The following is an 18,810-nucleotide window of genomic DNA, read 5'->3' on the forward strand; positions in this document are numbered from 1 at the left end:
GTGTCGAGCATGTCTTCGGCGCGCAGACCGACGACATGGGTGGCACGCTGGTGCGCACCATCGGCCTGGTACGCGCGAAGGCGAAAATCGGGATGAAGAACCTCGCCTGCAACATGCGACGGCTGACGCAACTGCGCCGCCTGAACCCTTGCCCGGCATGACCCGAGGCGCGGAAGTCAGGCCGGGCAAGGGCGAAGCGCGCCGTGACCGGGCGGAACCGTCACTGATCACGCCCCCCAATACCCCAGCAAGCCGTTTTCGGCAGGGTTCAGGCTGTCAAACAGACATTGAGCAGCAGGAAACGTTAAAAATCGAGGTGCCCCTTATAGAGTTTTTCCTTGGGTTTCAGGTTTCGCAGCTTGGTATCAGTCAGCATATTGCGCGCGTTTCTCCGCTTAAAATACCATGCTGAAAATTGTCAGGAATATCGCCATAAATCCATTTTGCACCAAAGGCTTACCCAAAAATAATACCATGGTGCCCTTACTGAAGGCCGCATGGTATCAAGCCTTCAGAGTGACGTCATGATAAACGATGCCATTCGTCGTGCCACAAAAAAAATGGTGCTCGCCGGTGCCAGTCCGTTCCTGATGATTCCGAAAATGTCAGAGGAAAATCTCATATTTCTAAGGGATAATGCGACTTTCGCCCCTACTTTTCCTTATTGATTCCCGCTCATTCCGAACGCCCGAATCACTCCCACTCGATCGTGCCGGGCGGTTTCGAGGTGATGTCATAGGTGCAACGGTTGATGCCCTTGACCTCGTTGATGATGCGCGTCGCTGTCTCGCCCAGGAATTCGTGGCTGAACGGATAGTAATCCGCTGTCATACCATCGACCGAGGTGACGGCGCGCAGGGCGCAGGCATAGTCATAGGTGCGCCCGTCGCCCATCACGCCCACCGTGCGGACCGGCAGGATCGCCACGAAGGCTTGCCAGATGTCATCGTAAAGCCCGTGCTTGCGGATCTGGTCGATGAATACGGCATCGGCGCGGCGCAGGATCTCCAGCTTGTCGCGGGTGATCTCGCCGGGGCAGCGGATGGCGAGGCCGGGGCCGGGAAAAGGGTGGCGGCCAATAAATTTTTCCGGCAGGCCCAGTTCGCGGCCAAGGGCGCGGACCTCGTCCTTGAACAGTTCCCGCAGCGGTTCGACCAGTTTCAGGCCCATCTTTTCGGGCAGGCCGCCGACATTATGGTGGCTTTTGATCGTCACCGAGGGGCCACCGCTGAACGAAACGCTTTCGATCACATCGGGGTAAAGCGTGCCCTGGGCCAGAAACTCGGCCCCTTCGATCTTTGCCGCTTCGCGCTGGAAAACGTCGATGAACAGCTTGCCGATGGTCTTGCGCTTGACCTCGGGGTCGCTGATCCCCTCCAGCGCGCCGATGAACAGGTCGGCTTCCTCGGCATGGATCAGCGGCAGGTTGTAATGCTGGCGGAACATGCCGACGACTTCCTCGGCCTCGTTCAGCCGCATCAGCCCGTGATCGACGAACACGCAGGTCAACTGCTCGCCGATGGCCTCGTGGATCAGGACCGCTGCGACGGAACTGTCAACGCCGCCCGACAGCGCGCAGATCACCTTTTTGTCGCCGACCTGCTGCCGGATTTTTGCAATTGCGTCCTCGCGATAGCTGGCCATGGTCCAGTCGCTGGTGAACCCCGCCAGACGGACGAAATTTTCGTACAGTTTTGCACCGTTCGGGGTGTGATGCACCTCGGGGTGGAATTGCACGGCAAAGAAATTGCGCGACGGATCGGCGGTGATCGCAAAGGGCGCACCGGGCGAGGTACCATAGACCTGAAAACCGGGGGCGATGCGCGAGACATGGTCGCCATGACTCATCCAGACCTGTTCGCGGCCATCGGCGAACCAGCCGTTCAGCAGCGGCAGGCGGTCATCGGTGGGCGTCACGAAGGCGCGCCCGAACTCGGCCGTGCCATGGCCGCTTTCGACCAGACCTCCCAGTTCCTGCATCATCACCTGCTGGCCATAGCAGATGCCCAGGATCGGCACGCCAAGGGTAAAGGCCGATGCTGGGGGGCGGGGCGATCCGGGGCGCGTGACGCTGTCGGGGCCACCCGAAAAGATGATGGCTTTGGGCGCGAAATCCGCCAGAAACGCGTCGGTCACGTTCTGATAGGGATGGATTTCTCAATAGACCTTCAGTTCCCGCAGGCGACGCGCGATCAGTTGCGTCACCTGAGAGCCGAAGTCGATGATCAGAAGGCGCTGGTGTTGTGTCATGGATGCGCTTTAAGATTGCGGACGCCATGGTGCAAGGGGCCTGTTTCACCGATGACAGCCGACAGGGTCGGGCTTGCCATCGGGCCTGCCGGAATGGCATCTGATATCGAAGCATAATCCCGAGGTTCGTCATGACCGCACTCCGTCCCGCAATCGCCGCCCTTTGCCTGCTGGCGCTGGTCGCCTGTCAATCCGCGCCCTCGATAGACGCCATCATGCCGGGCGACGCCCCCTCGGGTCAGGAACCAATCCCCGTGGCGGACAGCATGGTCTGCAATGGCGATGTGGATCAGGCGCAGCGCATGGTCGAGGCGGTGAACAACCTGCGCGGCGGGCAGGGGCGGTCGTTGCTGAAAACGGACAGAAAACTGACCGAGATTGCGCTGAAGCAGGCTTGCGACATCTCTGCCTTGGGGCGAGAGTCGGTCGTCGGCGCGGATGGGTCCGGCATTACAGACCGCGCCAAGGCCGTGGGCTTTCGTTCCTGCGGTGTCGGGCAGCTTGTGGCGATCGGTAGATCGGCGGATGCGGTGATCGCGCGCTGGTTCGCCTCCGAGGGGCATCGCATTGCGCTTCTGGAACAGACGAATGACCGGATCGGCGTCGGTGCCGTGACCGGGCAGGATGGCCGCATGTGGTGGAGCGTGGTGATCGGCGAAAAATGCGGCCTGTTTCAGGGCACCCGGCGTCTGACGGGGCAGTAACCGCGCGATCATGGCAAGGCGGGCCTTGACGGCCCGCCGCCTATCGTTCCGGCACCAGTCCGCGCGGCGCAAAGCGCAGCACCAGCAACAGCACCAGCCCCATCGCGATGAACCGCATATGCGCCGCGCTGTCCAGCAGATGCGCCTTTAGCGGCCCCGCCGGCAGGGGCGAGGTCAACAGCGCGATCAGCGCCGGACCCCAGACCTCGGCCTTGATCCACAAAAACCAGATCAGCACCGCGCCCAGAACCGCGCCCCAGTTATTCCCCGATCCACCGACGATCACCATCACCCAGATCAGAAAAGTATAGCGCAGCGGGTTATAGCTGACCGGTGCCATCAGCCCGTCCTGCGTAATCATCATTGCCCCCGCGATGCCGATCACGGCTGAACCAAGGATGAACACCTGCAAATGCCGCGCGGTGACATCCTTGCCCATGGCTTCGGCGGCGGTCTCGTTGTCGCGGATGGCACGCATCATCCGGCCCCAGGGCGATTTCAGCGCCAGCTCGGCCAGCAGAATGATGACCAGCAGCACGACCAGAAACAGCGACATATAGCACAGCTTGACCCAGATCCCCGAGGCCTCGGCCGTCCCGAACCCCCAGCCTTGCGCGAAGCTGATGAAATCGGGGTTCTTTTGCAGGGTAATCTCATAGGGCACGGGGCGCGGAATCGAGGTGACATTCTTGACCCCGCGCGCCAGCCAGTCCTCGTTTTTCAGCACCGCGACGATGATTTCGCCGATGCCAAGCGTGGCAATCGCCAGATAATCGGATCGCAGCCCCAATGCGACCTTGCCCACCCCCCATGCGGCGGCGGCGGCAAAGACCCCGCCCACGGCCCATGACAGCAGGATCGGCAGGCCCAGCCCGCCAATATTGCCCGCGCGAGCCGAGTTATTGGCCTCGATCGCAGTCACAGCGGGGTCGAACAGCCCGCGATACAGAAAGAACCCAAGGATCAGGATGGCGGCGACGGCCAGCCCGCGCGCGCGGCCCTTGGCCATGCGCCTCCAGACGGCGACGGCCAGCGCCAGCGTCCCCAGCCCGGCTGCCAGCCCCAGCAGCAGGCGCGGCCCTCCGGCGGACCATGCGCCCGCGACGGGCGGCATGGCGACCAGCACCGGGGCCAGCCCGCCAAGGGCCAGAAAGCCCACCACGCCGACGTTGAACAGCCCGGCATAGCCCCATTGCATGTTCACGCCCAGGGCCGTGATGGCCGAAATCAGCCCCATGTTCAGGATCGCAAGCGAAGTGTTCCAACTGCCGGAAAACATGCTGTTGCGTACCGTGCCCTCAAGGACAAACAGTGTCGCAAGGGCCAGAAACAACAGCGGGGCGCGCCACGGATTTGTGGCGGCGGTGGCCTGACGGTTCGAGGACATCTGTGACCCCCTTCCCTAGACCGACTTGCCACGAAACAGGCCGGTGGGCCTGAACAGCAGCACGACGATCAGAATGACGAAACTGACGGCGAATTTATATTCCGTTCCCATCAGTTGCAGCAGCCCACCGGGCTGCCAGTCAGGGAACAGATATCCGGCGACCTTGACCCAGGGATAGGTCAGCGCGACCTCGGAAAAGGCCACGACAAAGCCGCCCGCGATCGCCCCCAGCGGATTGCCAAGCCCGCCCACGATGGCCGAGGCAAAGATCGGCAGCAGGATCTGGAAATAGTTAAAGGGCTTGAACGCCTTGTCCAGCCCGTACAGCACCCCCGCGATGGTCGCCAGCGCGGCAGCGATCACCCATGTCATGCGCACGACCTTTTCCGGATCGATCCCCGACAACAGCGCCAGATCCTCGTTATCGGAATAGGCGCGCATGGCCTTGCCCGATTTGGTGTGGTTCAGAAACCGGAACAGCGCCCAGACCACGATCACCGCGACCACCAGCGTCAGCGCCTGCGTCGATTTAAGCGCCAGCCCTTCGCGCAGGCCGGTCCATTCGCGGAAACTGCGGACATCGATGACAAAGCGCGCGCCATCTGCGAAACGCTGTTCATCGACGCCGATCAGCAGGCGGGTCAGCCCGTTCATGATGAACATGACCCCGACCGAGGCCATCACCAGAATGATCGGCGCGGCCTTTTGCGCCCGGTAAAAGCGATAGACCACGCGGTCGGTGCCCAGAACGATCAGCGCGCTGGCAGCGATCCCCACAGGCAGCGCCAGCAGCGCGGTGGGCAGCGGCCCCAGCCCAATGCCCATGGCCTGCAACCCCCATGTCACAAGGATTGTGATGGCGGTGCCGAAGGCCATGGTGTCGCCATGGGCAAAATTGGAAAAGCGCAGGATGCCATAGATCAGCGTCACCCCCAGCGCACCAAGCGCAAGCTGCGCGCCATAGGCGGCCGCGGGGATGAATACGAAATTCAGAAAGACCACAAGGGCGTTCAGAATGTCCATGGATCAGCCCCCCAGGAAGGTGCGGCGCACCTCGTCATTGGCCATCAGTTCCTTGCCGGTGCCGGTATGGGCGTTCGCGCCCTGCACCAGCACATAGGCCTTGTCGGCGATGTTCATGGCTTGCTGTGCGTTCTGTTCCACCATCAGCACCGGCAGCCCGCCGCGCGCGATGGCGATGATGCGGTCGAACAGCTCGTCCATGACGATCGGGCTGACGCCCGCCGTGGGTTCATCCAGCATCAGCAGTTGCGGGCGCGTCATCAGCGCGCGGCTGACAGCGACCTGCTGGCGCTGACCGCCCGACAGCTCGCCCGCCGCCTGCCTGCGCTTGTCGGCGACGGCGGGGAACAGTTCATAGACCTGCTGCATCGTCTCGCGGATGTCGTCGTCGCGGATAAATGCGCCCATTTCCAGATTCTCCTCGACCGTCATCGAGGGAAAGATGTTGTTCACCTGCGGCACAAACCCCATGCCCGCCTTGACCCGGTCCTGCGGGTTCAGCGCCGTGATGTCGCGCCCGTTCAGCCGCACGCTGCCCTTGCGCAGATCCAGCATGCCAAAGATTGCCTTCATCGCGGTGGACTTACCCGCGCCATTCGGGCCGACGATCACCGCGATCTCGCCCTTTTCGACGGCGATGGTACAGCCTTGCAGGATGTCGGGCCCACGGCCATAGCCGCCCCACATGTCCTCGCCGATCAGAAACGGATCGCCCGGATTTCCGGGGCCGGACGCGCCGGATTTGCGGCTGCCGTCGATGCTGCCGCGCCCATGCGGATTGACGACCGAAGCGTCACGGTTGCCCCGATGGCCGAATGCCTGTTCAGCGTCGCTCATGCGCCCACCATGTCCTTGTTCTTGAGGCCGCGCCCCAGATAGGATTCGATGACTTCCTCGTTCTGCATGATCTGATCGGCACTGCCCTGCGCCAGAACCTTGCCCTCGGCCATGACGATGACCGGGTCGCACAGCTTGCTGATGAAATCCATGTCATGTTCGATCACGCAGAACGTATAGCCGCGTTCACGGTTCAGCCGGATCACCGCATCGGCGATGGTGCCCAGCAGGGTGCGGTTCACGCCCGCGCCGACCTCGTCCAGAAAAACGATCTTGGCATCGACCATCATCGTGCGGCCCAGTTCCAACAGCTTTTTCTGCCCGCCCGACAGGTTGCCGGCCTTTTCATGGGTCAGATGGCTAATGGTCAGGAAATCCAGCACCTCGTCAGCCTTGCGGCGCAGCTCTGCCTCTTCGCGGTCGATCCGGCCGCGCTGAAACCAGGTTTTCCAGATCGTCTCGCCGGTCTGGCCGCCGGGAACCATCATCAGGTTCTCGCGTACGGTCATCGAGGCAAATTCATGCGCAAGCTGAAAGGTCCGCAACAGGCCCCGGTGAAACAGTTCATGCGGCGGTAGGCCGGTAATGTCCTGCCCGTCCATCGTCACCCGTCCCGAAGTAGGTGGCAACACGCCCGCGATGACATTGAACAGCGTCGATTTGCCCGCGCCGTTCGGGCCGATCAATCCGGTGATCGACCCGGTCCCGATCGTCAGGCTGGCACCATCGACGGCCCTGAAGCCGCCGAAATGCCGATGCAGGTCTTCGACCTTTATCATTCGTTACATCCCTGTCTTCACGGCTTGGGGTGAAGTCCGGCCACCTTTGGCGGTATTCTTTTATGTTCCCGAAGAACCGGCACCCCGAAAAGGGATGCCGGGCCGGTCTTGTCAGCCGCCATCAGCGATAGCCGACGATCTCCATCGCGCCGTCCTTGAAGGTGACTTCGCGGAAGGTGCCCGAGGATTCGCCCGGCTCGACGAACTCGACCGAGGATGCGCCGACATAATCCACATCGCCGCCGCCATTGATGATCTCGATCGCCTTGGCCAGTTCGCCCGGCATGATCTTTTCGCCCGGCGCATTGGCGACATCCATGATCTTTTCCTTATAGACCGAAGGATCGCTGGAACCCGCTGCCGCCATCGCCATCAGCATCAGCGCGGCACCGTCATAGGATTCCGCCGAGAACGCGCCCGAACCGTCAAAGCCCGCATCCGTGGCCATCTTCAAATAGGTGTCGCGCCCTTCGCCCTCGGCTGCCGGGTTCTGACCGAAACTGCCGTCGATCTCGCTGCCGAAATTCTCGACCAGCGCGGTGCCGATCATGCCGTCGGGAAAGACGAATGTGCTGAACGCGCCGGTATCCAGCGCGCCGCGCACGATGCCCGAGCCGCCCTGATCGACATAACCCGCCACGACCAGCGCATCGCCGCCCGCCGCCGCCAGCGCCGCGACCTCGGCCGAATAGTCGGCCTTGCCGTCGTCATGGGCGCTGTTCACCGTGACCGTGCCCCCCTTGGCTGCAAAGGCGGCGGCAAAGCTGTCAGCCAGCCCCTTGCCATAATCGTTATTGGTATAGGTCACGGCGACGGATTTGATGTCATGCTCAAGGATAATGTCGGCCATTACCTCGCCCTGACGGGCATCCGAAGGCGATGTCCGGAAGAACAGCCCGTTATCGTCGATCGTGGACAGCGCCGGAGATGTCGCCGAGGGCGAGATCATCACGATGCCGTTCGGTTTGGCGACGTTTTCCAGCGAGGCAATGGTCTCACCCGAGCACATGCCCCCCACGATGCCGCGCACCTTTTCCGCTGTGATCAGCCGTTCGACCGTGGCAGTCGCTGCGGCGGCATCGGCGCAGGTCGAATCGCCCTCGACCGGCACCACGGTCGAGCCGTCCAGCAGCAGCCCTGAATCGCTGACTTCTTTCATCGCCAGTTCGGCGCCGTCGCGCATGGCCGGGGACATGGATTCCAGCGGCCCTGTAAATCCAAACGAGATGCCCATCTTGATCTCTTCGGCACCCGCGGCACCGGCGATCAATGCACCGGCGGCGGTGGCAAGCAGCAGCTTCTTCATATGTCTTTCTCCCAGTTGAGCAAATTTCCCTGACAAGCAGGTTAAGGTGGCGTTTCAAAAAAGAAAAGCGGCCTGTAGGTATGGGCTGCATGACTTTTGGGTCAAGCTTACGCCAAGTCATGGTGCCAGAACGAGGGTTTCAGATTGTTTTCGGTGTCAGCCGACCCGCTGCGCCAGTTGATCGGGCAGGTGCGGCGAGGGTGAAAAGGGGCTCGGGCCGCCGCGGGACGCAATCTTGCGGCGGTGCCGTCGGACTGTTCCGAAAATCCTGGGGCAAATCGCGGGGCCGCAGGACGGACACCGGCCCGCCTGCGAACCGGTATCCGTCCTGCGGCCCCGGCGGCGATCACCCCGCCGCCAGAACCGGAGCATAGATTTCGGACAGGCGGGCCACCGCGTCGGCGGGGGCCAGTTCCTGACTTTCCCCGGTGCGGCGGCAGGTCAGTTCCACGCGATTGCTGGCCAGGCCGCGCGGGCCCACGGTGATGCGCCAGGGCAGGCCGATCAGGTCCATCGTGGCGAATTTCGCGCCCGCCCGTTCGTCGCGGTCGTCATAAAGCGGATCCAGCCCCCGCGCCTTCAGTTCGCGATAGATCGCTTCGCAGGCATTGTCGGTCGAGGCGTCGCCCTGTTTCAGGTTCACGATACCCGCGTGGAAGGGGGTCACGCCTTCGGGCCAGATGATGCCCTTGTCGTCATGGCTGGCTTCGATAATCGCGCCCAGAAGGCGGCTGACGCCGATGCCGTGGCTGCCCATATGGACCGGCACGCGGGTGCCATCGGGGCCGACGACCGTTGCGCCCATCGGCTCGGAATATTTGGTGCCGAAATAGAAAATCTGCCCGACCTCGATTCCGCGCGCGGTTCTGCGGCGTTCCTCGGGGATTTGTTCGAACAGCGCGGCGTCGTGGGTTTCATCCGTACGGGCATAGCGGCTGGTGAATTCGTCCAGCACGGCCTGACATTGCGCCACGTCGGCATAATCGATCTGCCGGTTGCCAAAGGTCAGGTCGGTGATGGCGCTGTCATAAAAGACCTCGGATTCGCCGGTTTCGGCGAGGACCAGAAATTCATGCGTGTAATCGCCGCCGATTGGCCCGCCATCGGCACGCATCGGGATCGCCTGCAGCCCCATGCGTTCATAGGTCCGCAGATAGCTGACCAGATGGCGGTTATAGGCGTGCAGCGCGTCCTCTTTGGTCAGGTCGAAATTGTACCCGTCCTTCATCAGGAATTCGCGCCCGCGCATCACGCCGAAACGGGGGCGGATCTCGTCACGGAATTTCCACTGGATATGATACAGCGTCAGCGGCAGATCCCGGTAGCTGTTCACATGGCTGCGGAAGATGTCGGTGATCATCTCTTCATTCGTGGGGCCGTAAAGCAGGTCACGCTTGTGGCGGTCGGTGATGCGCAGCATTTCCTCGCCGTAATCATCATAGCGGCCCGATTCCCGCCACAGATCGGCCGGTTGCAGCGTCGGCATCAGCAGCGGGATATGCCCGGCGCGCTGCTGTTCCTCGTGCACGATCTGCTCGATGCGCCTGAGCACCTTGCAGCCCAGAGGAAGCCAGGAATAAATCCCCGCCGCCTGCTGCCTGATCATTCCGGCGCGCAGCATCAGGCGGTGGCTGACGATCTGGGCCTCTTTGGGATCCTCTTTCAGGACGGGCAGGAAATAGCGCGACAGACGCATGGGCAGCCTCTTGCAGGGGTTTTTGTCGGTGTAGGGCAGTCGCGCGGTTCGGGCAAGTCGCCGTTCTTGCCTATTGTGACCGGATCGGTCAGGTCGCGGCAGCGCTGACGATTTCGGAACCGACAATTGAATATCCGGATCGGGCCACCGAAAAACGGACGTGACGGTCTGAAACGCGTCGCAGCGCACAGATCCGGCCGACATCGGGAACCCGACGCGGGAAATTTCGATAAAGAAGGTATAAATGTCGCAAGTCCCGTGTCGGCCATACCCCGCTGCCCGTGCCGCCTGATCCGGCAGGCGGGGCATAGCCTGCTCTTGCAACCTGCGCTGGCCCTCGCCACAAAGGGGCTGACAGAACGGGGGCGGTGATGCCGATACAGAAACAGCTTCGGTGGTGGGGAATTGCGGCAGTTTTGCTGGGGGTGACGATGTGGCTGCTGGGCAGTGCCATCCTGCCCTTCATCCTTGGCGCCGGCATCGCCTATCTGCTGGACCCGATTGCCGACCGGCTGGAGCGCGCGGGCCTGTCGCGGACCATGGCCGTGGTGATCATCACCGGCGGTGCGGTGCTGATCTTTGCGCTGGTCCTGTTGCTGATCGTGCCGGTTCTGGCGCGGCAGGCGACCGCACTGATCCTGACCGCGCCCGAGATGATCGACAAGGGCCAGACCTTCCTGACCACACGTTTTCCCGACCTGCTGCCCGCCGACAGCACACTGCGCACGGCGCTGGCCGATCTGGGGCAGAAGCTGGCCGATCAGTGGGGGCGGCTGGCCTCGACGCTGATGGGCTCGGTCCGGGGGGCGGTCGGGGTGATCGCGCTGCTGGTCATCGTGCCGGTCGTGGCCTTCTACCTGCTGCTGGACTGGGATCACATGGTCGCCCGCATCGACGATCTGTTGCCCCGCCAGCACGCGCCCACCATTCGCCGCATCGCCTCGGATATTGACGATGCGCTGTCGGGTTTTCTGCGAGGACAGGGGATGGTGATCCTGATCCTGGGGACATGGTATTCGCTGGCGCTGATGCTGGTCGGGCTGCCCTTTGGCTTTTTCATCGGCATCATGGCAGCCTGCCTGTCCTTCGTTCCCTATGTCGGCGTGCTGATCGGCGGGGCGACGGCCATCGGCGTTGCGCTGTTCAGCTTCTGGGGCGAACCGTGGTGGATTGGCGCGGTGATCGCGATCTTTGCCGCCGGGCAGGTGGTCGAGGGCAATTACCTGCAACCCAAGATCGTCGGCGGCCATGTCGGGTTGCATCCGGTCTGGCTGTTGCTGGCGCTGTCGGTCTTTGGCGCGCTGTTCGGCTTTGCCGGGATGGTCATCGCCGTTCCGCTGGCCGCCGCGTTGGGCGTGGTGACGCGGTTCCTGATCGAGCGGTACCGCGACAGCGCGCTGTATACCGGGCATGTCCCGCCGCCCGAACCCGGCCTGCCCCTGCGGGTCGAAATCGCGCCGCGCGGTACCCTGGCGGCAGAGCTGCGCGAAACGCGAGAGGTCGCCGAGCCGGGTGAAAGGGCCTGATCGCGCCTTGTCACGTCAACTTACGCTGGATCTGACCACCCCGCCGGCCCATGCCCGCGGCGATTTCCTGCCCGCCCCAGCCAATGCCGGGGCGCTGGAGGCGCTGGACGCGCCGCAGCACTGGCCGCAGGGACGGATGCTGCTGATCGGGCCGGACGGGTCGGGCAAGACGCATCTGGCGGCCTTCTGGGCGGCCGAGAACGGCGCGCGTCGCGTCACCGCCGCCAGCCTGCGCCCCGAAGCCGCCGATCACCTGCTGGCTCAGGGCGGCGCGCTGGTGATCGAGGATGCCGATCACGCCGGTTTTGCGGCGGGCGCGGAGCAGGCGCTGTTCCATTTGTGGAACCTCAGCGCGCCGCGCGACTGCCTGCTGTTGCTGACCGCACGCACCCCCCCGCGCGACTGGGGGCTGGTGCTGCCCGATCTGCGCTCGCGAATGGATGCCATGCCGCAGGTCCGCCTGCACCCGCCCGACGAGGCGCTGCTGGCTGCCGTTCTGGTCAAGCTGTTCGCCGATCGTCAGCTTGCGGTGCCCGCCGGGCTGATCGACTGGCTGGTGCTGCGCATGGACCGCGATCTGGGGCTGGCGCGGCGATTGGTCGCGGCGATGGACCGGGCCACGATGGCAAGCCAGGGGCCGGTCACGCGCCGCATCGCCGCCGATCTGCTGGACAAGCTGTCAGAGCCCGGCCCCTGATCCGCAATTTTGCGGCGGTCAGAACAGCGAACCCGTCAACGAGCCGACCTTTGCACGCGTTGCCATCCTTGCGTGCCGCGATCCTTGTGCGCAACGGCTGGTGGACAAGCGCAACCTGTCCCCCATCGCCGTGCCTTGCCGGGAAGCCTTGGCATGGCTGACGGAAGCTGGTTTTTGATCACAAAACCTGTACAGCATCAGCGTTAAATCAAAAGACTATAGCCAGAAAACGTGATCACTTTGAACGCGTCTCACGGCATGACGTCACCGCCGCAGATTTGCGTCCCGCGATGGCCGGGGGGGCTGTGCGCCCCCCGGACCCCCTGCAAAAGCCTGCGGCGGACCACAGGTCTGTCGGCAGGCATTCGCTTCGGTCCGGCTGCCGCGGTGCGGGCAGGACGGGGTTCCTGACACCCGCCACATACCCGCCACGCCCCGGCGAAGCTGCTGCATCGGATTGATGATGCCAACGCATCGGGCAGGAGGACCGTTTCGGTGCTGGTGTGACGGGTTTCGGACCTGATCCGGTCGTGATGTGGGCTCTGGCGGGGCTTGGCCAGGCCTCGCCACCCGCAGGCTGACCGCGCGCGAAGCGCGCCTTCGGCCGGGCGGCAGCGCGCGGGTCGGGCTTTGCCCGGCCCGCCCCCCCTTTCCGCCCCGCCAGCCTCTGCCGGGTCTGGAGCTTGTGTGATCAGGTGATGAGCAGGCCGCTCGCGACAGCCGGAAAGCGGACCCGGTACGGATTCAAGCGCGCATGGCCCCCGCCTGCGGCAGGGATGCGGGGCAGGGGCGCAATGCGGGTCTGGGATCAAGATGCAACTCGTCGCAGCGCTGCGGGACTCAGGCCTCCAGCGCCTCTAGCTGGTCGATCAGGCCCTCGATCATCGACAGCCCCTTGTCCCAGAAGGCCGGGTCCGAGGCATCCAGCCCGAACGGGGCCAGCAATTCCCTGTGGTGCTTCGATCCGCCAGCCGCCAGCAGGTCGAAATACTTCGCCTGGAAATCGGGCAGCCCGTCCTCATAGGCGGCATAAAGCGCGTTCACCAGCCCGTCGCCGAAGGCATAGGCATAGACGTAGAAGGGCGAGTGCACGAAATGCGGCACATAGGTCCAGAAGGTCTCGTATCCCGGCATGAACTCGAAAACCGGGCCAAGGCTTTCGGCCTGAACGCTCATCCACAGGGCGTTGATGTCATCGGGGGTAAGCTCGCCCTCGGCGCGGGCGGCATGCAGCTTGCATTCGAAATCGTAAAAAGCGATCTGGCGGACGACCGTATTGATCATGTCCTCGACCTTGCCGGCCAGCAATGCCTTTCTTTCCGCCGGATCGGTGGTTTTCGCCAGAAGCGCGCGGAAGGTCAGCATCTCGCCAAAGACCGATGCGGTCTCGGCCAGGGTCAGGGGCGTCGAGGACAGCAATTCGCCCTGTCCCGCCGCCAGCCGCTGATGGACGCCATGGCCCAGTTCATGCGCCAGCGTCATCACGTCGCGCGGCTTGCCCAGATAGTTCAGCAGCACATAGGGATGGGCCGTCGTGACCGTGGGATGCGCGAATGCGCCCGGTGCCTTGCCCGGCTTGATGCCGGCATCGATCCAGCCCCTGTCGAAGAACGGCTCTGTCAGTTCGGCGAGCTTCGGCGCGAAGCCGGCATAGGCCTCAAGCACGGTTGCGCGGGCCTCGGGCCAGGCGATCAGGCGCGGCGTCTCAGCCGGCAGCGGCGCATTGCGGTCCCAGACCTGCAGCTTGTCGAGGCCGAGCCAGCGCGCCTTGAGCCGGTAATAGCGATGCGACAGCCGCGGATAGGCGCGGGTCACGGCATTTCTGAGCGCCTCGACCACCTCGGGCTCGACATGGTTGGACAGGTGCCGCGCGGTTTGCGGGGTCGGCATCTGGCGCCATTTGTCCTCGACCGCCTTTTGCTTGACCAGCGTATTATGGATCCGGGAGAAGGTCTTGATGTTCCTTTTAAAGACCTCGGCCAGCGCGCGGGCGCCGGCTTCGCGCCGGGCGCGGTCGTGATCTGACAGCAGGTTCAGCGTCGCCTCGATGCCCAGCGTCTCGCCCGCGACATCGAAGGTCAGGCCGGCGGTGGTTTCGTCGAAGAGCCGGTTCCATGCCGCGAAGCCGACCACGGAACTGTCATGCAAAAAGCGTTCCAGCTCATCCGAAAGCTGATAGGGGCGCATGGCGCGCATGCGGTCGAAGACCGGCTTGTAGCGTGCCGGGCCATCGGCGGCGGTAAAGACCTCGCTATAGCGGTCTTCGGGGATGCGGTTGAATTCGAGGCTGAAGAAGACGAGCCGGGTGGTGTCATTGGTGATGCGGTCCTGCAGATCGCCCATCTGCTTGGCCCGCGCCGCGTCGGTGGTGTTCTGGTAATAGCGCAGGCCCACATAGGACATCAGCCGGCCGGCCAGAATGTCGATCTGCTGGTAACGCTCGACGCATTCCAGCATCTTTGCCGGCGAAAGCGAGATCAGACGCCCTTCGAAATCGCGGGCAAAATCGTTGCAGGCCTTTTCCAGTGCATCCAGATCGCGCGCGAGTTCCGGCGCATCCGGGGCTGCGTAGAGATCGGTCAGATCCCAGTCGGGAAGCTGGCCCAGATCGGGCGTATCCTTAGGAACCGGCGAGGCATTTTCGTCGCGCGGCAGGACGCGGGAGAACGGGCTATACACGGGAATCGTCATCATTTGTCCTTTTGAATTGCGCGAATGTGGCCTTTGCGGCCAGAATCTGCAAGGACCGCGAGAAAGATCGGATCAAATCCGTAAGTTGCAGAGAACGGCCATCATTCGTGATATGTCCGGAAATGGGCGATCGCGGCCTGCAGGAACGCGTCGCGGATCGTGTCGCGCTCCATCATCGGCTCGTGCCGGCTGTCGGGCAGTTCCATGAGCCGGGCGCCGGGCCAGCTGGCGGCGCGCGCGCGGATCGCAGCGGCCGAAACCACGCGTTCGTGGCTGCCAAGCGCGATCAGCGCCGGCAGATCGGGGGCGGGCAGGGCGGCAAGCCTGCGGCATTCCAGAAGGGCGGCGTGAACCCAGCCATTGGTGGCGCCGCCAAGCGCGATTTCCGGCCAGCTGGCGGTCTCGGCCACGATGCGGCCCCAGCGCGGCCCGTCGCTGGTCAGCAGATTGTCGCGATAAGGATCTGTCAGCACGAAACTGTCATTGCCGCCCGAGCCCGGTGCCGGGCGCCCGCTGCGTCCCAGCCGGATCATCAGGCCGGCCAGCGCCAGCGCGACAGATTCGGGCAGGCCGCGCAGGTTGATCCCCAGCATCGGCGCCGAAAACGCAGCGCTTTGCACCGGCAACCCGCCCATCAGCGCCGGCATCCCGATCGTGCCGCCCATGGTATGCGCCTGCAGATGCCAGGGCCGGGGCAGGTCAAGCTCCTGCGCGGCGATCACCAGTTCGACCACGTCGCGCTGATAATCTGCGAAATCGGCGATATGGCCGGGTGCCGGATTGGCCTGCAGGCGGTCCGACAGACCCTGACCGCGCCAGTCGATCGCCAGCACGTCATAATCCGCCGCGTTCAGATCGGCCGCGACCTGCACATATTTTTCAAGATATTCGGTGCGGCCCGTAAACAGCAGCACGGTCCCGATGGGGCGCCGGGCCCGCCACAGCCCCGCCCGCAGCCGCAGGCCATCCTCGGTCCGCAACCAGAAGCAGCGGACCTCGGGCAGCGGATCGCCCGGCAGGGTATAGAATGGCGCGGGTGTCACCGGATCACGACAGCAGCGCGCCCAGCTTCATGGCCGTGCCCATGGCCCCGTCGACCTTGAGCTTGCCGGTCATGAAGGCGAGCGTCGGGTTCACATCGCCGCTGAGCAGCCCCTCGAACGTGGCGCGGTCGGCGGTCAGCGTGACCTCGGCCTCGTCATCGGCGGCGCGGGCACCGCTGGCGTCGATATAGACCGCGCCTTCGCCCTCGATGACGAATTTCGCGGTTCCCTCGAAGCCACGGGCCTTTTCGTCCAGTGCGGCCACGGCGGCCTCGACGACTTTGCTCATTTTCGATCTCCTGTTCTCGTGTCTGGTATTGCCCTTAGCGGACGTTTACATGGAGTGTATGCGTTTGCCAGTCCTACATTTCCATCATGTCGTCGCGGCAGGGCTGATCCTGATGCCCATCGGCATGCAGGCGGCCTATGCCCAGCAGGATCCGCGCCGGGTCATCCCCGAAACCCGGATTCAGGTTCCCGACACGCCGCCGCAGGACGAATCCGGCGACGCCCCGGCGGCAGGGATCGCCGATGAGCCGGCCGAGGCGCCCGAACTGACCGCCGAGGCCCGCCTGCGCGAGCGCGAGGATCTGGACCTGCTTTTCGCCGAACTGGCCCAGCCCGAGGGGGAAAGCTGGGCGCGGGCGGAAACCGATATCCTGCGGATCTGGTCGCGCTCGGGTTCGGCGGCGATGGACCTGCTTTACAAGCGCGGCGAGACCGCACTGGACGGCGGCGACACTGCCGGTGCCATCGGCCATCTGACCGCGCTGACCGATCATGCCCCCGATTTCGCCGCCGGCTGGCATCTGCGGGCCGTGGCCTTTTACCTTAACGGCGATTTCGGCCCGGCGATGGCCGATCTGGAACGGGTGCTGGCGCTTGAGCCGCGCCAGTTCGCGGCGCTGACGCAGCTGGGCGTCATGCTGGAGGAACTGGGCGACCGGGACCGCGCATTGCAGGCATACCGCGAAAGTCTGAAAATCCATCCGCACCAGCAGGACGCCGCCGATGCGGCCCGGCGGCTGGAACAGGAAACGCAGGGCACGGACGCCTGACATGCAGGACAGATCGCGGGTCACGGCCGTTCTTGGCCCGACCAATACCGGCAAGACCCATTACGCCGTCGAACGGATGCTGGCCCATCGCACCGGCGTCATCGGCCTGCCGCTGCGGCTTCTGGCGCGCGAGGTCTATGACCGCATCGTCAAGGCGCGCGGCCCCTCGGTCGTGGCGCTGGTCACCGGCGAGGAGCGCATCGTCCCCGAGCGGGTGAAATACTGGGTCGCCACCACCGAGGCCATGCCCGAGGTCGGCGCCGATTTCGTCGCCATCGACGAGATCCAGCTTTGCGCCGATCCCGAACGCGGCCATGTCTTTACCGACCGGCTGCTGAACATGCGCGGATTGCACGAAACCATGCTGCTGGGCAGCGACACCATGCGGCCGGTCATCGCGGCGCTGGTGCCGGGCGTGCAGTTCATGCGCCGCGAACGTTTTTCCACGCTGAGCTGGGCGGGCTCGAAAAAGATCAGCCGGATGCCGCCGCGCTCGGCCATCGTCTGCTTTTCGGTCGACGAGGTCTATGCCACGGCTGAGCTGATCCGCCGCCAGAAGGGCGGCTGCGCGGTGGTCATGGGGGCGCTCAGCCCGCGCACCCGTAACGCGCAGGTCGCCATGTATCAGAATGGCGAGGTGGATTACCTGGTCGCCACCGATGCCATCGGCATGGGGCTGAACCTCGACATCCGCCATATCGCCTTTTCCGGGACCGAGAAATTCGACGGCCGCCGCTATCGGCCGCTGTTTCCCCATGAGCTGGGCCAGATCGCCGGGCGCGCCGGACGCCATACCGAGCCGGGCACCTTCGGCGTCACCGGCGATGCCGGGCAGCTTGACGAAGGGCTGATCGACGCCATCGAGAACCACCGCTTCGCCCCGATCTCGCGGCTGATGTGGCGCAACGCGGCGCTGGAATTCGGCACCATCGAGCGGCTGATCGCCAGTCTTGAGACCCAGCCGCAATCGGAATGGCTGACGCGCGGGCGCGAGGCGGACGATCTGCGCGCGCTCAAGGCGCTTGCGGCGATGCCCGAGATCCGCGACCTGGTGACGCATCCCAGGGATGTGCGGCTGCTCTGGGATGTCTGCCGGATCCCGGATTTCCGCTCGATCTCGGCGGGCGAGCATTCGACCCTGCTGGCGCGGATTTTCGGCTTTCTGCGCGAGGGTAGCGTGCCCGGCGACTGGCTGGCCGAGCAGATCCGTCGCATCGACCGGGTGCAGGGCGATATCGACACTTTGTCTAAACGACTGGCATATATCCGCACCTGGACCTATGTCGCGCAGCGTTCGGGATGGGTTTCGGACGAAAGTCATTGGCGCGCCGAGACGCGCGCTGTAGAAGATCGCTTGTCGGACGCGTTGCACGCGGCTCTGACACAAAGATTCGTGGACCGGCGCACCTCAGTGCTTTTGCGCCGGCTCAAACAGAAGGAGAGCCTTTTGGCCGAGGTGAATGACAAGGGCGAAGTGACGGTCGAGGGCGAATTCGCCGGCCGTCTGGAAGGTTTCCGCTTTCTCGCCGATCCCGATGCAACCGGGGACGAGGCGCGCATGCTGCAGCGTGCGGCCTATGAGGCTTTGCGCCCCGAATTCCACCTGCGCGCCGACAGGTTCTACAACGCCCCCGATACCGAGCTGGAGTTCACCGAGCAGGGTGGCCTGATGTGGGGCAGCTTCGCGGTCGGCAAGCTGGTCAAGGGCGCCGAGCCGATGAAGCCGGGCGTCGAGCCCTTGGTCGACGAAGAGGCCGGGGCCGAGATCATCGAAAAGGTCCGCCGCCGGCTGCAGCATTTCATCGACCGCAAC

At 64.1% G+C, this 18,810-nt stretch carries 14 protein-coding genes and 2 pseudogenes; 6 read left to right on the forward strand and 10 right to left on the reverse strand.

The window, feature by feature from the left end:
• A pseudogene (locus tag ACK5L9_RS12730) lies at positions 1-161 on the forward strand (IS5/IS1182 family transposase); the annotation flags it as partial.
• A 532-nt stretch (positions 162-693) separates the two neighbouring features.
• Here the strand turns inward: ACK5L9_RS12730 and guaA are convergent.
• Positions 694-2,250 (reverse strand): annotated as a pseudogene (gene guaA, locus ACK5L9_RS12735) (glutamine-hydrolyzing GMP synthase).
• 131 nt (positions 2,251-2,381) lie between these two features.
• Here guaA and ACK5L9_RS12740 point away from each other — a divergent pair.
• The gene (locus ACK5L9_RS12740) at positions 2,382-2,954 is read left to right on the forward strand and encodes a CAP domain-containing protein (RefSeq protein WP_416911839.1); all 573 of its coding nucleotides are present in this window, start codon (positions 2,382-2,384) and stop codon (positions 2,952-2,954) included.
• Between the two features lie 40 nt (positions 2,955-2,994).
• Here the strand turns inward: ACK5L9_RS12740 and ACK5L9_RS12745 are convergent, their stop codons facing one another.
• The 6 genes from ACK5L9_RS12745 to proS form a co-directional block, all read right to left on the reverse strand.
• Complete coding sequence (locus ACK5L9_RS12745; protein WP_416911840.1) at positions 2,995-4,341, reverse strand: branched-chain amino acid ABC transporter permease; 1,347 nt, start codon at positions 4,339-4,341, stop codon at positions 2,995-2,997.
• A 15-nt stretch (positions 4,342-4,356) separates the two neighbouring features.
• The gene (locus tag ACK5L9_RS12750) at positions 4,357-5,364 is read right to left on the reverse strand and encodes a branched-chain amino acid ABC transporter permease (protein ID WP_416911841.1); all 1,008 of its coding nucleotides are present in this window, start codon (positions 5,362-5,364) and stop codon (positions 4,357-4,359) included.
• A gap of 3 nt (positions 5,365-5,367) precedes the next feature.
• The gene (locus ACK5L9_RS12755; protein ID WP_416911842.1) at positions 5,368-6,201 is read right to left on the reverse strand and encodes an ABC transporter ATP-binding protein; all 834 of its coding nucleotides are present in this window, start codon (positions 6,199-6,201) and stop codon (positions 5,368-5,370) included.
• Entirely contained in the window at positions 6,198-6,980 is a 783-nt protein-coding gene (locus tag ACK5L9_RS12760) for an ABC transporter ATP-binding protein (RefSeq protein ID WP_416911843.1), read from the reverse strand. Before ACK5L9_RS12760 ends, ACK5L9_RS12755 begins: the two co-directional genes overlap by 4 nt.
• A 121-nt stretch (positions 6,981-7,101) precedes the next feature.
• Complete coding sequence (locus ACK5L9_RS12765) at positions 7,102-8,286, reverse strand: ABC transporter substrate-binding protein (protein WP_416911844.1); 1,185 nt, start codon at positions 8,284-8,286, stop codon at positions 7,102-7,104.
• Between the two features lie 346 nt (positions 8,287-8,632).
• A complete protein-coding gene (gene proS / locus ACK5L9_RS12770; RefSeq protein WP_416911845.1) occupies positions 8,633-9,982 on the reverse strand; it encodes a proline--tRNA ligase in 1,350 nt (449 codons plus the stop codon).
• A 371-nt stretch (positions 9,983-10,353) separates the two neighbouring features.
• On the opposite strand from proS, the gene ACK5L9_RS12775 reads away from it, so the two are divergent.
• Both ACK5L9_RS12775 and ACK5L9_RS12780 read left to right on the forward strand, forming a co-directional pair.
• A complete protein-coding gene (locus ACK5L9_RS12775) occupies positions 10,354-11,508 on the forward strand; it encodes an AI-2E family transporter (RefSeq protein ID WP_416911846.1) in 1,155 nt (384 codons plus the stop codon).
• Between the two features lie 7 nt (positions 11,509-11,515).
• Positions 11,516-12,205, forward strand: a complete 690-nt coding sequence (locus ACK5L9_RS12780; protein WP_416911847.1) for a chromosomal replication initiator DnaA — start codon at positions 11,516-11,518, stop codon at positions 12,203-12,205.
• A gap of 840 nt (positions 12,206-13,045) precedes the next feature.
• Here ACK5L9_RS12780 and ACK5L9_RS12785 read toward each other — a convergent pair.
• The 3 genes from ACK5L9_RS12785 to ACK5L9_RS12795 all read right to left on the reverse strand — a co-directional run bounded on the left by ACK5L9_RS12785 (position 13,046) and on the right by ACK5L9_RS12795 (position 16,228).
• Entirely contained in the window at positions 13,046-14,896 is a 1,851-nt protein-coding gene (locus ACK5L9_RS12785) for a M3 family oligoendopeptidase (protein ID WP_416911848.1), read from the reverse strand.
• A 101-nt stretch (positions 14,897-14,997) separates the two neighbouring features.
• Positions 14,998-15,939 carry an alpha/beta fold hydrolase gene (locus ACK5L9_RS12790; RefSeq protein ID WP_416911849.1) on the reverse strand — a complete coding sequence of 314 codons (942 nt, stop codon included), beginning with the start codon at positions 15,937-15,939 and terminating at the stop codon, positions 14,998-15,000.
• 4 nt (positions 15,940-15,943) lie between these two features.
• Positions 15,944-16,228: an SCP2 sterol-binding domain-containing protein gene (locus tag ACK5L9_RS12795; RefSeq protein ID WP_416911850.1), complete on the reverse strand. Its 285-nt coding sequence runs from the start codon at positions 16,226-16,228 to the stop codon at positions 15,944-15,946.
• Positions 16,229-16,286: 58 nt separating this feature from the next.
• On the opposite strand from ACK5L9_RS12795, the gene ACK5L9_RS12800 reads away from it, so the two are divergent.
• Positions 16,287-16,997 carry a tetratricopeptide repeat protein gene (locus ACK5L9_RS12800; RefSeq protein ID WP_416911851.1) on the forward strand — a complete coding sequence of 237 codons (711 nt, stop codon included), beginning with the start codon at positions 16,287-16,289 and terminating at the stop codon, positions 16,995-16,997.
• A gap of 1 nt (position 16,998) precedes the next feature.
• A partial coding sequence (locus tag ACK5L9_RS12805) for a helicase-related protein (RefSeq protein ID WP_416911852.1) occupies positions 16,999-18,810 on the forward strand: 1,812 nt, incomplete at its 3' end.

Origin of the sequence: Paracoccus sp. (in: a-proteobacteria), from assembly GCF_047973135.1 — a bacterium.
Classification (GTDB): domain Bacteria; phylum Pseudomonadota; class Alphaproteobacteria; order Rhodobacterales; family Rhodobacteraceae; genus Paracoccus.